Below are 13,853 nucleotides of genomic sequence, written 5' to 3' on the forward strand. Positions count from 1 at the left end.
GGGTGCTGGCGTGGCCGCCCTCCGACCGCCCCGCCCCGACGCGGCCGCCGACGAGGTGGCCCGCACCGCCGCCGCGGCCCCCGACTGGGACGCGCTGGCCGCCGTCGCCCGCTCCTGCGTCGCCTGCCCCGAGCTGGCCGCGACCCGGCAGCACGTCGTCGTCGGCGACGTCCCCGCGTCGGGCCGGCCGCGCCTGGTCCTCGTGGGGGAGGCGCCCGGGGCCACCGAGGACGAGACCGGCCGGCCGTTCGTCGGGAGGTCCGGTGCGCTGCTGGACCAGCTGCTGGGGGAGGCCGGGCTGGACCGCGCCGACACCGCGGTGCTCAACATCGTGAAGTGCCGCCCGCCGGGCAACCGGACGCCGAAGACCGCGGAGGTCGCCCGGTGCAGCGGCTGGCTGCGGCGCCAGCTCGACCTGCTCGACGCCCGGGTGGTCGTCGCGCTCGGGTTGTCCTCGGCCAAGTGGTTCCTCGGCCCGCGCACGGTGCTGGGGCAGGTGCGCGGGCGGCCGCACGAGGTCGGCGGTCGGGCCGTGTGGGCGACCTACCACCCCTCGGCCGCGATCCGCTTCGGCCCGGCCGGCGCCCCCCGCGCCGCCCTGCTGGCCGACCTGACCGCGGTGCGGGCGGCGCTGTGAGGCGCGAGCACGTGCTCCCCACCCCGGCCGACACCCAGCAGCTCGGCCGGGAGCTCGCCGACCTGCTGCGCGCCGGCGACCTGGTGGTGCTGGCCGGGCCGCTCGGGGCCGGCAAGACCGCGCTGACCCAGGGCATCGGGGCCGGCCTGGGCGTGCGCGGACCGGTCACCTCGCCCACGTTCGTGCTGGCCCGGGTGCACCGCGGCGGCCGGCTGCCGCTGGTGCACGTGGACGCCTACCGGCTGTCCGGCATGGCCGACGTCGACGACCTGGACCTCGACGCCACCACCGACGAGGCGGTGACCGTCGTCGAGTGGGGCCACGGCCTGGTCGAGCAGCTCGCCGACGAGCACCTCGTGGTCGAGCTCGACCGCCGGGACGACGACGTGCGCACCGCCCGGCTGGTGCCCGTCGGCCCCGGCTGGGAGCAGCGGCTGGCCTGAGGCCTCAGCCGACCCGGTCGAGCACCCCCCGCAGCAGCGCGGCCAGCTCGGCGGGCGCGGCCAGGAAGGGGGAGTGGCCGGTGTCCATCCGCAGCACCGACCCGGCCCGGCCGGACATCGCCTCCTGCGCCGCCACCGGGATCGCCTGGTCCTGCTCGCACACCACGTAGGTGCTCGGCAGCTCGCGCCAGGCCGCGCGGCTCAGCGGCTGGGTGACCGAGCTGGTGGACTGCCACCCGAGCCGGTCCACCGCCTGCGCGGTGAGCTCGGGGGACACCCCGTTGTAGAAGACCGCCTCGGGCGTGGTGACCCGGATGTGCGTCGGGTGCAGCTCCTGCCAGGCCGGGACGGCGCCGCCGAGGCTGCTCACCAGCGACTCGCCGACGTCCAGCTGGAAGGCGCACAGGTAGACCAGGTGGGCCACGCCCAGTTCGGCCGCGCCCACCTCGGTGACCGGGATGCCGCCGTAGGAGTGCCCCACCAGCACGACGGGCCCCTCGACGCCGGTGAGCGCGGCCCGGACGGCGTCCGCGTCGGCGGTGAGGTCGCCCAGCGAACCGGGATCGGTCCCGGAGCTGGGCAGCGCGACGGTCACGACGTCGACGCCGGGCAGCTGGTCGACCAGCGGCTGCCAGCACCAGGGGCCGTGCCAGGCGCCGTGGACGAGGACCAGGGTGGGAGGCATCGGGTTCCTGTCGTGAGGGGGCGGGGGACGAGGGGGCGGGGCCGGTGGAGTCGATCAACCCCGGCGGCCCGGCGCAAGGCCACGGCCCACCGCACTAGGCTGGCCTCCCGTGCTCGTCCTCGCGCTCGACACCGCCACCCCGACCCTCGTCGTCGGCGTGGCGCGCTGGTCGGCCGACGGGGGCGCCGAGGTGCTCGCCGAGCGGTCGCTGCCCTCGGGCAACCGGCACGCCGAGCTGCTCACCCCCACCGCGCACGAGGTGCTCACCGCGGCCGGTGTGCGCGTGCGGGACCTCGACGCGGTCGTCGTCGGGCTGGGGCCCGGGCCGTACACCGGGCTGCGGGTCGGGGTCGTCACCGCGGCCGCGCTCGGCGACGTCGTCGGACCGGTGTACGGGGTCTGCTCGCTGGACGCGGTCGGCGACGGCGCGCGGTCGGTGGTCACCGACGCCCGCCGCAAGGAGGTCCACTGGGCCGTCTACGACGCCGCGGGGGAGCGGGTGGCCGGTCCCGGCGTCGACCGCCCCGAGGACGCCCCGGTCGTCGAGCCGGTGGTGGGCGACGTCCGCTTCGCCGAGCGGCTGGGCCGTGACGTCGCCGGCGCCGACGTCACGACCGCCGGGCTGCTCCGCGCCGCGGTGCCGCTGTTCGGTGCCCCGCCGGCGCCGCTCGAGCCGCTGTACCTGCGCCGTCCCGACGCCGTGCCGCCACCGGCCCGCAAGGCGGTGAGCCAGTGACCGTGCAGCTGCGGGAGATGGCCCGGGCCGACCTGGACGCGGTGATGCGGCTGGAGGAGGAGCTCTTCGCCCCCGACACCTGGACCCGGTCGATGTACGTCGAGGAGCTGGGGATGCGCGACACCCGGCACTACCTGGTCGCCGCCGACGGGGACGAGGTGGTCGGGTACGCCGGACTGATCGTCTACCCGGAGGAGGCGCACGTCGCAACCATCGGGGTGTCCGGCGCCCGGCAGGGCGAGGGGATCGGCGGCACGCTGCTGGACGCGCTGCTCGCCGAGGCCGACCGCCGGTGCCCGGTGGTGCTCCTTGAGGTGCGTGCGGACGACGAGGCCACGCAGGCCTTCTACGCCCGCCGGGGCTTCGCGCCGATCGGCGTGCGGCCGGGCTACTACCCGCTGAGCGGTGCGGACGCGGTGGTGATGCGACGTGGCTGAGCAGCCGCTGGTGCTGGGGTTCGAGACCTCCTGCGACGAGACCGGCATCGGCCTGGTGCGCGGGCACACGCTGCTGTCGGACGCGCTCGCCACGAGCATGGCCGAGCACGAGCGGTTCGGCGGCGTCGTCCCGGAGATCGCCAGCCGGGCGCACCTGGAGGCGATGGTCCCCACGGTGCACCGGGCGCTGGCCGAGGCCGGCGTCGGGCTGCGCGACGTCGACGCGATCGCGGTGACCGCCGGACCCGGGCTGACCGGCGCGCTGCTGGTGGGCGTCGCCGCGGCCAAGGCCTACGCGCTGGCCCTCGACGTCCCGCTGTACGGCGTGAACCACCTCGCCGCGCACGTGGCGGTGGACGAGCTGGAGCACGGGCCGCTGGCCGAGCCGTCGGTCGCGATGCTGGTCTCCGGCGGGCACAGCTCGCTGCTGCTGGTGCCCGACCTCGCCCAGGACGTGCAGGAGCTGGGCCGGACCATCGACGACGCCGCCGGTGAGGCCTTCGACAAGGTCGCCCGGGTGCTCGGCCTGCCGTTCCCCGGCGGGCCGCCCATCGACCGGGCCGCCGCCGACGGCGACCCCGGCTCGATCGCCTTCCCGCGCGGCCTCACCGGGCCCCGGGACGCGGCCTACGACTTCTCCTTCTCCGGGCTCAAGACGGCGGTCGCCCGCTGGGTCGAGGCCCGCGAGCGGGCGGGGGAGCCGGTGCCGGTGGCCGACGTCGCCGCCGCCTTCCAGGAGGCGGTCGTCGACGTGCTCACCGCCAAGGCGGTGCGGGCCTGCCGCGACGCCGGCGTCGACCACCTGGTGATCGGCGGCGGGGTGGCGGCGAACTCCCGGCTGCGGGCGCTGGCCCAGGAGCGCTGCGACGCGGCCGGGATCGTGCTGCGGGTGCCCAGCCGCCGGCTGTGCACCGACAACGGCGCCATGGTCGCCGCGCTCGGCTCCCGGCTGGTGGCGGCCGGGGTGGCGCCGTCCGGGGCCGACCTCGGCGCGGACAGCTCGCTGCCCATCGACGTCGTCTCGCTGAGCCGGTCTTCCGGCTGACGGCAAACGTGCTGCCGTCCGGTGTCGCTTGCGTCACAGTGCCGACATGAGGACGACGGCGGCGGTCATCCGCGAGACGGGCAAGCCCTTCGAGCTCACCGAGCTGGAGCTCGACGAACCGCGGACGGGCGAGGTCCGGCTCAAGTTCGTGGCCTCGGGCATGTGCCACTCCGACGAGCACCTGCGCACCGGCGACTCGGTCGCCCGGCTGCCCATGGTCGGTGGCCACGAGGGCGCCGGGATCGTGGAGGCCGTCGGCGAGGGCGTCACCCGCGTCGAGGTGGGCGACCACGTCGTCTGCTCGTTCATCCCGGCCTGCGGCGTCTGCCGCTACTGCTCCACCGGGCGGCAGAACCTGTGCGACCAGGGCGCGCAGATGGCCACCGGCATGCTCGCCGACGGCAGCTTCCGCTTCCACGACGACGCCGGCGAGGACCTCGGCGGCTTCTGCATGCTCGGCACGTTCTCCCAGCGCGCCGTGGTCTCCCAGGCCTCGTGCGTGCGCATCGACGAGGACATCCCCTTCGAGGTCGCGGCCCTGGTGGGCTGCGGGGTGCCGACCGGCTGGGGGGCGTCGGTCTACGCCGCCAAGGTCGCCGCGGGCGACACGGTCGTCGTCTTCGGCGCCGGTGGGGTCGGCAGCAACGCCGTGCAGGGCGCCCACTTCGCCGGTGCGAAGAACCTGGTGGTCGTCGACCCGGTGGCCTTCAAGCGCGAGAAGGCCCTCGAGTTCGGGGCCACGCACGTCTTCCCGGACGCCGGCTCGGCGCACGAGGCCGTCGTCGACATGACCCGCGGCCAGCTGGCCGACCACGCCATCATCACCGTCGGCGTGCTGTCGCCGGAGGTGGTCACGCAGGCCACCAACATCGTCGGCAAGGGCGCGCAGGTGACGGTCACCTCGGTGGGCAAGAGCACCGACGTGCAGATCCAGCTGGCCGCCAACGGCGGCGTGGTGGGCTACCAGCGCAACATCCAGGGCCACATCTTCGGCATGTGCAACCCGCTCACCGACATCCCGAAGCTGCTCGGCCTCTACCGCAGCGGGCACCTGAAGCTCGACGAGCTGATCACCCGCCGGTACTCCCTCGACGAGATCAACCAGGGCTACCAGGACCTCGAGGACGGCAAGCTGATCCGCGGCGTCGTCCTGCACGACAGCTGACGTCGCGGTCGCCCCGGCGGGACTAGCCCGCCGGGGCCATCGGCCCGCAGACCAGCACCGTCGGGGCGCCGGCCACCCGGGTCACCACGACCACGGCGCTGCGGTCGCCCGGCCCCCGCAGCCGGCGCGCCAGCTCCTCCGGCTCGATCGGCGAGCCGCGCTTCTTGACGACCACCCGGCCGACGCCGGCCGCGCGCAGCAGCGCCTTGAGCTTCTTCAGGTTGAACGGCACCACGTCGGTGACCGGGTAGGAGCTGACCCACGGCGACGTCGCGGGGGCGTCGCTGGTCAGGTAGGCGATCGTCGGGTCGACGAGGGTGGCGCCGAGCTGCTCGCCGGCCACCGCGACCAGGCCGGAGCGGATGACCGCCGGGTCGGGCTCGTGCAGCCAGGCGCGCACCGGGCCGTCCGGGGCGGTGCCGGGGTCGGCGTCGGCGGTGAGCTCGGCGACCCCGCCGTCCCGGCCGACCACCGTCGCCCGCCGCCAGGTGGCCGACGGCGCGCGGCCCCACAGCAGCGCCTCCACGACCGAGCCGCCGACCGACACCCACTCCGCCTCGACGCCGGGCGGGACCCGGTCGTGGTCGAGCCCGGGGGCCACCTTGACCACGCACTGCGGCACCCGGTCCAGCAGCGCCGCCACCGTCGACCACGGGGGCGACCAGCGGTCCGGGTCGAGCAGCCGGCGGCCACGGGCGCGGCGGGCGGGGTCCAGCACGGCCGCGTCGCACCCGGCCACCCGGCCGTCGGCCGCGGCGGCCACCAGGTCGACGACGTCGGCGTCCTGGACCGCCACACCGGTGAGCCCCAGCGCGGCGGCGTTGAGCCGGGTGAGCGTCCGGGCCACCGGGTCGCGGTCCACGGCGACCACCCGCGCACCGGCCCGGGCCAGCGCCACCGTGTCGGTGCCCGCGGCGCACCCCAGGTCGGCGACCGAGCCCGCGCCGCCGGCCAGCAGGCGCTGCGCCCGCCGGTCGGCCAGCGCCGGCCGGCCGGCCTGCTCGAGGGTGTCGCCGGTGAACAGCAGCAGGTCGGTGTCGGCGCCGAACACCGGCCGGGCCTTCTCCCGCTGCCGGGCCGTGCCCCACGCCGGGCCGGCCAGCTCGACGCCGACCTCGGCCCGCAGCCGGCTCAGCGCCGTCACCGCGTCGGTGCGGGCCGCCAGCAGCTCGGCGGCCCGGGTCAGCGCGGCCGCGCCGGCCGTCGTCGCCAGCGCCTGCAGCTGTCGGACGGTCTCGGCGGGCTGCGGGTCCGGCTGCTCGCTCCCGGTGGGCACCCGCACAGCCTGGCCCATGCCCCGCCGGCAGCACCCCGGGGACCCGGTTGATCGGCTGGCACTCGGATGGGTAGAGTGCCAATCGACACGGGTCGGGCCTGACCCCCGCGACGGCAGCTCCGACCCCCGTGCCACCTGCATCAGCACCACCAGAACCATCCATCGAGAGCCCGTCCGACAGTGAAGGGGGCGTCACCACGTGACGACCGCTACCAAGGTCAACATCAAGCCGCTCGAGGACCGCGTGGTGGTCCAGGCCAACGAGGCCGAGACCACCACCGCCTCCGGTCTGGTCATCCCGGACACCGCCAAGGAGAAGCCCCAGGAGGGCACCGTCATCGCCGTGGGCCCCGGCCGCGTCGACGACAACGGCAACCGTGTCCCGCTCGACGTCAACGTCGGCGACGTGGTCATCTACTCGAAGTACGGCGGCACCGAGGTGCGCTACGGCGGCGAGGACTACCTCGTCCTCTCCGCGCGCGACCTGCTCGCCGTCGTCGAGAAGTAACAGAAGCACCCACCTCAGCGACGACGGCCCCGTCCAGAGGCTCACCCCGAGCTTGCTCGGGGTGAGGAGGACGGGGTCCTTCAACCGCCCCGGCGACCCGAGACACCGGGTCCCGGGGCGGTCGTCGTCCGCCCCTCGAACACCCTCTGAGAGAGGTCTGGCAATGGCCAAGATCATCCTGTTCGACGAGGACGCCCGGCGCGCCCTCGAGCGCGGCGTCGACAAGCTCGCCGACGCCGTCAAGGTCACCCTCGGCCCCCGCGGCCGCAACGTCGTCATCAACAAGAACTTCGGCGCCCCGACGATCACCAACGACGGCGTGACGATCGCCCGCGAGATCGAGCTCGAGGACCCCTACGAGAACCTCGGCGCCCAGCTCGCCAAGAACGTCGCCACCAAGACCAACGACGTCGCCGGCGACGGCACCACCACCGCCACCGTGCTCGCCCAGGCGCTCGTGCACGAGGGGCTGCGCAACGTCGCCGCCGGCGCCAACCCGATGGCCGTCGGCCGCGGCATGCGCGCCGCCGTGGACGCCGTCCACGAGGCGCTGGACAAGGTCGCCATCCCGGTCGACGACCGCAGCGCCATCGCCGAGGTCGCCACCATCTCCGCCCAGGACGCCACGGTCGGCGACCTGATCGGCGAGGCCATGGAGCGGGTCGGCAAGGACGGCGTCATCACCGTCGAAGAGGCCAACGGGATGACCACCGACCTCGACGTCACCGAGGGCGTGCAGTTCGACAAGGGCTACCTCTCGCCCTACTTCGTCACCGACAACGAGTCGATGGAGGCCGTCCTCGAGGACGCCCTCGTGCTGCTCGTGCAGGGCAAGGTCAGCGCGCTGGCCGACCTGCTGCCGCTGCTGGAGAAGGTCCTGTCGACCGGCGGCCGCCCGCTGCTGATCGTCGCCGAGGACGTCGAGGGCGAGGCGCTGTCCACCCTCGTCGTCAACTCCATCCGCAAGACCATCAAGGTCGTCGCGGTGAAGTCGCCGTTCTTCGGCGACCGGCGCAAGGCGTTCATGGCCGACCTCGCCGTCGTCACCGGCGGCCAGGTGGTCAGCGAGGACGTCGGCCTGTCCCTGGACGCCGTCGGCCTCGAGGTGCTGGGCACCGCCCGCCGGGTCACCGTCACCAAGGACGACACCACGCTCGTCGACGGCGGCGGCACCTCCGAGGGCATCGCCGACCGGGTCGCGCAGATCCGCAAGGAGATCGAGGCGACCGACTCCGACTGGGACCGCGAGAAGCTGCAGGAGCGGCTGGCCAAGCTGGCCGGCGGCATCGCGGTCATCCGGGTCGGCGCGGCCACCGAGGTCGAGATGAAGGAGAAGAAGCACCGGATCGAGGACGCCATCGCCGCCACCCGCGCTGCGGTGGAGGAGGGCGTCGTCCCCGGTGGCGGCTCCGCGCTGGTGCACGCCGCCGGCGCCATCGACGCGCTCGACCTCAGCGGTGACGAGCTGGTCGGTGCCCGGTCGGTGCGCAAGGCCATCGACTCCCCGCTGGCGCTGATCGCGTCCAACGCGGGCTTCGAGGGCCCGGTCGTCGTCGGCAAGGTCCGCGAGCTCGGCATCGGGCAGGGCTTCAACGCCGCCACCGGCGAGTTCGGCGACCTGGCCGCGCAGGGCGTCATCGACCCGGTCAAGGTCACCAAGGCCGCGCTGGCGCACGCCGTGTCGATCGCCGCCATGGTGCTCACGACCGACTCCGCGATCGTGGAGAAGCCCGCCGAGGAGGAGTCCGCCGACGGCGGTCACCACACCCACGGGCACTCGCACGGCCACGGTCACTCGCACTGAGCGCGTCCCCCGGCCGGCTCACCCCGGCTCGCTGAGCAGGGCGATGTCCGCCCCCGTCGCCACCCGGCGACGGGGGCGGACCCGTCTCCGGGGGAGGATGGCCGGGTCCCCCCGGCGGGGCACGAGCAGGCGGCCGGCGCTCAAGCTGCCGCCCCGGGTGTCGATGGGCAGGTGTGGGGGACGTGGAGGTCGGTGCCCAGGGCACCCCGGAGCAGCGCGCGGCTGTCGCGGAGGACGCGGACGCCGCGCTCCTCGGCGTGACGGTCGACGAGCTCGAACGCCTCTCCCGCTTCGACTCCGACCGCGCCGGGGAGCAGGCCGACCGGGCCGTCGCCGCGGCCGCCCACCTCGGGCTCGCCGAGCTCGAGCTGCGGGCCCGGCTGGTGCAGGCCGAGGTGGTGCGCCGGCGCGGTGACGTCGCCGCCGCCGGGCGGGTCGCGCAGGAGGTGCGCCGCTGGGCTGCCGACCACGACTCCCGCCACCTGCTGGCCCGCAGCCACTTCCTGCTCGCCGCCGTCTACCAGGAGCTCGGCGACCTGTCCGTCGCCCTCGAGCACGCCGTCCAGGCCGTCGACCTGCTGGGGGAGGACGCCCACCCCGCGCTGCGGATCGACCACGTGGCCCGGATGGCGGACTGCCTCGGCCTGCAGGGCGACCTCGGGGCGCGGGAGCGCTACACCGAGGTGCTGGAGCTCGCCGAACGGCTCGGGGACGTCGACCGGCAGCTGCTGGTGCTGAACAACCGCGCCTACGTCGAGGGCCTGGCCGGCGAGTTCGGGACCGCGCTGGCGCTGGCCACCCGGCTGCAGGCGCTGGCCACCGAGCACGGGATCGCGCTGAGCATCGGCCGGCTGGACACCGTCGCCCGAGCGCTCATCGGCCTCGGCCGGCTCGCCGAGGCCGAGGAGGTGCTGCTGCCCGGTCGCGACCCGGCGGTGCTCGACGCCTCCCCGGACGGCGACGCCGGCGCCGACTTCCTGCTCACCCTCGCCGAGATCCAGCGCCGCCTGGGCCGGGTGGCGCAGGCGCAGGAGACCCTCGACGAGTGCGTCCGGCGCTGCGACCAGCACGGGCTGGCCTCGATCCGGGTGCGGGCGCGGCGGGAGCAGGCCGAGCTGCACGCCGCGGCCGAGGACTTCCGGGCGGCCTTCGAGGAGCACAAGCTCTACAGCCAGGAGGCGCTGGACCAGCAGTCCGCGCAGCGCGACGCCCGGGCGCGGGCGCTGCAGGCGATGTACGAGACGACCGAGGCCCGCCGGCAGAGCCGCCGCTACCGCGAGCTGTCCCTGCGCGACCCGCTCACCGGCCTCTACAACCGGCGCTACGTCGACGAGCAGCTGCCCCGGCTGCTCGGCGCGCTCCCCGGGACGGCGGGCGGCCGGTCGGCGACGGTCACCGTCGCGCTGCTGGACCTCGACCACTTCAAGGCCGTCAACGACACCTTCTCCCACGAGGTCGGCGACGAGGTGCTGCGCACGCTGGGGGAGCTGCTCCAGGGCCTGGACGCCGGGGCCGCCGCGGCCGGCTCGTTCGCGGCCCGGATGGGCGGCGAGGAGTTCCTGCTGGTGCTGGTGGGCGTCGAGCCGGCCGCGGCGCTGCAGCAGCTCGACGACCTGCGCGCGGCGGTGGCCGCGCACCCGTGGGGGGAGCTGGTGGACGGTCTCGCGGTCACCCTCAGCGTGGGTGCGGCGAGCTCGGTCGCCGTCCCGCACCCGTCGCCGGTGGACCTGCTCGGCCGCGCCGACGCGCACCTGTACCGCGCCAAGCGGCGGGGTCGGAACCGGGTCGTCGGCGACCTCGACTGACCCCGCAGACGCCGAGAGGGCCGGTCCGACGACTCGTCGGACCGGCCCTCTCGGCAGGTGTGGCGGTGGAGGTCCTCCCGCCGCCCGTTCAGACCCCGGCGGCGATCGCGGCAGGCTCGGCCGCGATGAGGCGCGTCCGCTCCTCCTCGCTCATCCCGCCCCAGACCCCGTAGGGCTCGCGGACGGAGAGGGCGTGCTGCAGGCAGGACTCGAGGACGGGGCAACGTCCGCAGACGGCCTTGGCGGCGGCCTGGCGCCGGGCCCGGGCCGGACCCCGCTCGCCGTCGGGGTGGAAGAAGAGCGACGTGCTCTCGCCCCGGCAGGCGCCGTGCAACTGCCAGTCCCAGACTTCGGCGACGGGGTTGGGCAGTCGGCGGATGTCAGCCATTGGACCTCCTCGGCTCGGGTGCACCGGGGGGTCTGCCCGGTCACTTCCGGGCCGATGCCCGCTGCCGCTCGGGCGCAAACACGACCGTCCCCGTTCGGGCTGCGAGATCGCCGCGGGTGTGCTGCCCCACCGGGACGGTCGGTGGCCACCCCTCGAGGGCTCACCCGGCGGGGTGACAGCCGCTGTCCAATGACTACGCGGGGCTTCAAGGTGGTCACAGGGAGTGCCGACCACGGAGGTGTGGGGGACACCCGACACCCGTCCGGGAGACCGGACGGCGTCGAACCCTCCCGAGAGCGGGTGACCAGCCCGCTCAGGACACCCGACCGGGCGACGCCCGGTCAGCAGGCCGCCGGCCCCGTGCCGGCGCAGACGGGAGCACCTCGTGATCGAGGACAGGATGCGCGGGACCGGCAGCGGCGGAGCCGTGGTCTGGGTGTTCGACGAGCGTCGCCGGGTCCGTGACGACGTGGCCGGGCGGCTGCTCGCGCTGCCCTTCGTCAGCCGGGTCGAGGCCGTCGGTGACGCCGCCTCGCTGATGACGCGGCTGGACAACCGGGTGCCCGACGTCCTCCTCGTCGGCACCCAGCGCGCCACCGACAGCGGGCTGTCCGTGGCCACCCAGGTGCTGCGCACGCACGCCTCGGTCCCGGTGCTCATGCTCGGTGCTCCCGACGACGCGGAGACCGTCCGCGCCGCGGTGGCCCTCGGCGCCCGCGGCTACCTCCGCTGGGACGCCAGCCCCCTCGAGCTCGGCCTCGGCCTGTCCCGCACCGGGATGCGCCCGGAGGTCGGCCGTCCGCAGATGGCCCCGCCGCCGCGCAGCCCGCAGCACGCGGTCGCGATGGCCGGTGCGCCCGGGCCGTCGTCCGGCCCCTCGGGGTGGAACGGCGCCAGCCCGCTGGCCGGCATGGCCCCCACGACGGTGCGCTCCACGGTGCCCGAGACCCCGCAGGTGAACCTGTCCATGCGGGAGATGCAGGTGCTCACCGGGATGAGCCAGGGCAAGAGCAACGCCCAGATCGGCCGGGAGCTCTACCTGTCCGAGGACACCATCAAGACCCACGCCCGCCGGCTGTTCCGCAAGCTCGGCGCCAAGGACCGGGCCGAGGCCGTCGCCACCGGCTTCCGCCGCGGGATGATGACCTGACCTCGTCGCTCCGGCGAGGCTGAGCCGCCCCGTCGACCGTCGGACCACGTCACGTCGTGGCCCGACGGTCGGCGGGGCGGCTCCACGTCGGCGGCTGTGTCCACAGATCCGCCGGCGCGGACCCCGTCGAGCTCCCAGAGCCCGACGATCGGTCGGTGCCCGTCCCCCCGCCCGGCCCCGTCCGGGCCTCCGCCGCGTCGAGAGCCGGCCTGTTCACCACCGCCGAGCTGACGGCGGCCGGCGTGACAGAGAAGGAGGTCCGCACCGCCGTCCGGTCCGGGCACTGGGTCCGGCTGCGGCGCGGGCTGTTCGTCACCATGGAGGACCTGGCCCGGACCGAGGCGTCCGGGCGTCGTCGCGAGCTGGACGCCCTGGTGGTCTCCACGGCCCTGGACCGGGCCGGGGCGGCGCTGAGCCACGGCACGGCCGCCTGGCTGTGGGGCCTGCCGGTGCCTCGGGACCTCCCGCGGGACGTCCGGCTGACCGACCCGGACCGGTGGCGCAGCGGACCGGGGTACGTGATGACGAGAGCGGCGCTGCCCGAGCCGGAGGTGACCACCCTGCGGGGTCACCGGCTGACCACCCCGGCCCGGACGCTGGTCGACGCAGCGCGCGAGTGGTCCGAGCTCGCGGCCGTGGCCGCTCTTGACGCCGCCCTGCTGCGCGGCCTGGTGACGCCGGAGGAGCTGGCCGCGACCCTGGCGCGCCACCGTTCCACCCCGCGGGTCCCCCGGGCGGCGCGTGCGGTCGCTGCCGCGGACGGGAGGTCGGAGAGCTGGCTCGAGACGAAGGGCCGGCTGCGCTTCCGGGCCGCCGGACTCCCGCCCTTCGTGCCCCAGGTCGAACTCCGGGTGGACGGCCGGCTGGTGAAGGTGGCCGACGGTTGGTACCAGGAGGCGGCCCTGGTCGTGGAGTTCGACGGGCGGGTGAAGTACGAGCGGCCCGCCTACGGAGGGCGCCCCGAGGACGTCCTGTTCGACGAGGAGCGGCGCGAGGACCTGCTGCGCTCGATCGGCGTCCGGTTCGTCCGCCTGGTCGACGACGACCTCGGCCGCGGGTGGCCCCCGGTCGAGTCCCGCGTCCGGCGGGAGCTCGCCGTCCCCGGGCCGGTCGACCGGTCGTTCACAGCGGTCCCGCGGGACGTGGGACGGGTCCGGGCGGCCGCCAGGCAGACCTTGAGCCGACCCGCCGTCCGTCGAGCCGCGCCGTGACCCGGTCTCACGGGCGGCGAGGCGGCTCGACCTCGGGGTGAGGGTGGGTGCCTACTCGTCGCGGGCGTGCCGGCCGGACTGGCCGTGCCGGCCGCTGGGCTCCTCGCGCTCGGCCAGCGCGGCCACCCCGTCGGCGTACCCGCTGGCGTAGTCCCAGCTGACGTAGTCGTCCGGGTCCGGGTCGAACGGCGGCTCGTGCCGGCCGGTCTGGCCCTCGTCGAGCAGCTGGCGCAGGTTGGCCTGCATCAGCGCCCAGTCGACGTGGTGCTCCTCGTCGCAGTCCGGGCAGTCGACGACGATGCCCTTGACACCGGTGGGCTCCAGCAGCGTGCGGAAGACCTCGAGCTCGGCGAGGTCGTCGAGCACCCCGGCGCGCTCCTCCATGGTCAGGGGCGGCTGCGCCACCCGGTCGTCCGGCCCGAAGTCCGGGTCGCGGTCCGGGGATGCGCCGAATGCGTCGTCCCACGCGTCCACGTGTCCTCCTCGCCGGCACGGCCGGCCTGGTGCGGCGCTGCTGGTGCCAGCAGCAGGACGGGCACGCCCGTCCACCGGACCACGGTAAC

General features: G+C 75.5%; 15 protein-coding genes. 11 read left to right on the top strand and 4 right to left on the bottom strand.

Annotated elements, in window-relative coordinates:
* The first annotated feature begins 10 nt into the window (after positions 1-10).
* Both HL054_RS14010 and tsaE read left to right on the top strand, forming a co-directional pair.
* Complete coding sequence (locus HL054_RS14010; protein ID WP_369139605.1) at positions 11-637, top strand: uracil-DNA glycosylase; 627 nt, start codon at positions 11-13, stop codon at positions 635-637.
* The gene (gene tsaE / locus HL054_RS14015) at positions 634-1,080 is read left to right on the top strand and encodes a tRNA (adenosine(37)-N6)-threonylcarbamoyltransferase complex ATPase subunit type 1 TsaE (protein WP_369139606.1); all 447 of its coding nucleotides are present in this window, start codon (positions 634-636) and stop codon (positions 1,078-1,080) included. The genes HL054_RS14010 and tsaE overlap by 4 nt, the downstream gene beginning before the upstream one ends.
* A gap of 4 nt (positions 1,081-1,084) precedes the next feature.
* Here the strand turns inward: tsaE and HL054_RS14020 are convergent, their stop codons facing one another.
* Complete coding sequence (locus tag HL054_RS14020; RefSeq protein WP_369139607.1) at positions 1,085-1,765, bottom strand: alpha/beta hydrolase; 681 nt, start codon at positions 1,763-1,765, stop codon at positions 1,085-1,087.
* A gap of 109 nt (positions 1,766-1,874) precedes the next feature.
* Here HL054_RS14020 and tsaB point away from each other — a divergent pair, with 109 nt between their 5' ends.
* From tsaB to HL054_RS14040, 4 genes are read left to right on the top strand one after another with little or no spacing between them, the layout of a single operon-like run.
* Positions 1,875-2,501 carry a tRNA (adenosine(37)-N6)-threonylcarbamoyltransferase complex dimerization subunit type 1 TsaB gene (gene tsaB / locus HL054_RS14025; protein ID WP_369139608.1) on the top strand — a complete coding sequence of 209 codons (627 nt, stop codon included), beginning with the start codon at positions 1,875-1,877 and terminating at the stop codon, positions 2,499-2,501.
* A complete protein-coding gene (gene rimI / locus HL054_RS14030; protein ID WP_369139609.1) occupies positions 2,498-2,938 on the top strand; it encodes a ribosomal protein S18-alanine N-acetyltransferase in 441 nt (146 codons plus the stop codon). Before tsaB ends, rimI begins: the two co-directional genes overlap by 4 nt.
* Positions 2,931-3,983, top strand: a complete 1,053-nt coding sequence (gene tsaD, locus HL054_RS14035) for a tRNA (adenosine(37)-N6)-threonylcarbamoyltransferase complex transferase subunit TsaD (protein WP_369139610.1) — start codon at positions 2,931-2,933, stop codon at positions 3,981-3,983. Before rimI ends, tsaD begins: the two co-directional genes overlap by 8 nt.
* A 46-nt stretch (positions 3,984-4,029) precedes the next feature.
* Positions 4,030-5,148, top strand: a complete 1,119-nt coding sequence (locus HL054_RS14040; RefSeq protein ID WP_369139611.1) for an NDMA-dependent alcohol dehydrogenase — start codon at positions 4,030-4,032, stop codon at positions 5,146-5,148.
* A 22-nt stretch (positions 5,149-5,170) separates the two neighbouring features.
* Here HL054_RS14040 and HL054_RS14045 read toward each other — a convergent pair whose 3' ends face one another.
* Positions 5,171-6,424 carry a THUMP-like domain-containing protein gene (locus HL054_RS14045; RefSeq protein WP_369139612.1) on the bottom strand — a complete coding sequence of 418 codons (1,254 nt, stop codon included), beginning with the start codon at positions 6,422-6,424 and terminating at the stop codon, positions 5,171-5,173.
* Positions 6,425-6,623: 199 nt separating this feature from the next.
* On the opposite strand from HL054_RS14045, the gene groES reads away from it, so the two are divergent.
* From groES to HL054_RS14060, 3 genes are all read left to right on the top strand, one after another.
* Entirely contained in the window at positions 6,624-6,932 is a 309-nt protein-coding gene (groES, locus tag HL054_RS14050) for a co-chaperone GroES (protein WP_014742799.1), read from the top strand.
* 163 nt (positions 6,933-7,095) lie between these two features.
* Complete coding sequence (gene groL / locus HL054_RS14055; protein ID WP_369139613.1) at positions 7,096-8,736, top strand: chaperonin GroEL; 1,641 nt, start codon at positions 7,096-7,098, stop codon at positions 8,734-8,736.
* Positions 8,737-8,918: 182 nt separating this feature from the next.
* The gene (locus HL054_RS14060; RefSeq protein WP_369139614.1) at positions 8,919-10,541 is read left to right on the top strand and encodes a GGDEF domain-containing protein; all 1,623 of its coding nucleotides are present in this window, start codon (positions 8,919-8,921) and stop codon (positions 10,539-10,541) included.
* 88 nt (positions 10,542-10,629) lie between these two features.
* On the opposite strand, the gene HL054_RS14065 is transcribed toward HL054_RS14060, so the two are convergent.
* Complete coding sequence (locus HL054_RS14065; protein ID WP_369139615.1) at positions 10,630-10,929, bottom strand: WhiB family transcriptional regulator; 300 nt, start codon at positions 10,927-10,929, stop codon at positions 10,630-10,632.
* 385 nt (positions 10,930-11,314) lie between these two features.
* Between HL054_RS14065 and HL054_RS14070 the strand changes: the two genes are divergently transcribed.
* Together HL054_RS14070 and HL054_RS14075 are read left to right on the top strand one after the other, a co-directional pair.
* On the top strand, positions 11,315-12,079 hold the full coding sequence (locus tag HL054_RS14070) for a response regulator transcription factor (RefSeq protein ID WP_369139616.1): 765 nt from the start codon (positions 11,315-11,317) through the stop codon (positions 12,077-12,079).
* Positions 12,080-12,234: 155 nt separating this feature from the next.
* A complete protein-coding gene (locus HL054_RS14075) occupies positions 12,235-13,290 on the top strand; it encodes a type IV toxin-antitoxin system AbiEi family antitoxin domain-containing protein (protein WP_369139617.1) in 1,056 nt (351 codons plus the stop codon).
* 51 nt (positions 13,291-13,341) lie between these two features.
* Here HL054_RS14075 and HL054_RS14080 read toward each other — a convergent pair whose 3' ends face one another.
* Entirely contained in the window at positions 13,342-13,764 is a 423-nt protein-coding gene (locus tag HL054_RS14080) for a DUF5319 family protein (RefSeq protein WP_369139618.1), read from the bottom strand.
* Positions 13,765-13,853 lie beyond the last annotated feature (89 nt).

It is taken from the genome of Modestobacter versicolor (genome assembly GCF_041028285.1).
In the GTDB taxonomy this organism is placed as follows: Bacteria; Actinomycetota; Actinomycetes; order Mycobacteriales; family Geodermatophilaceae; genus Modestobacter; species Modestobacter versicolor_A.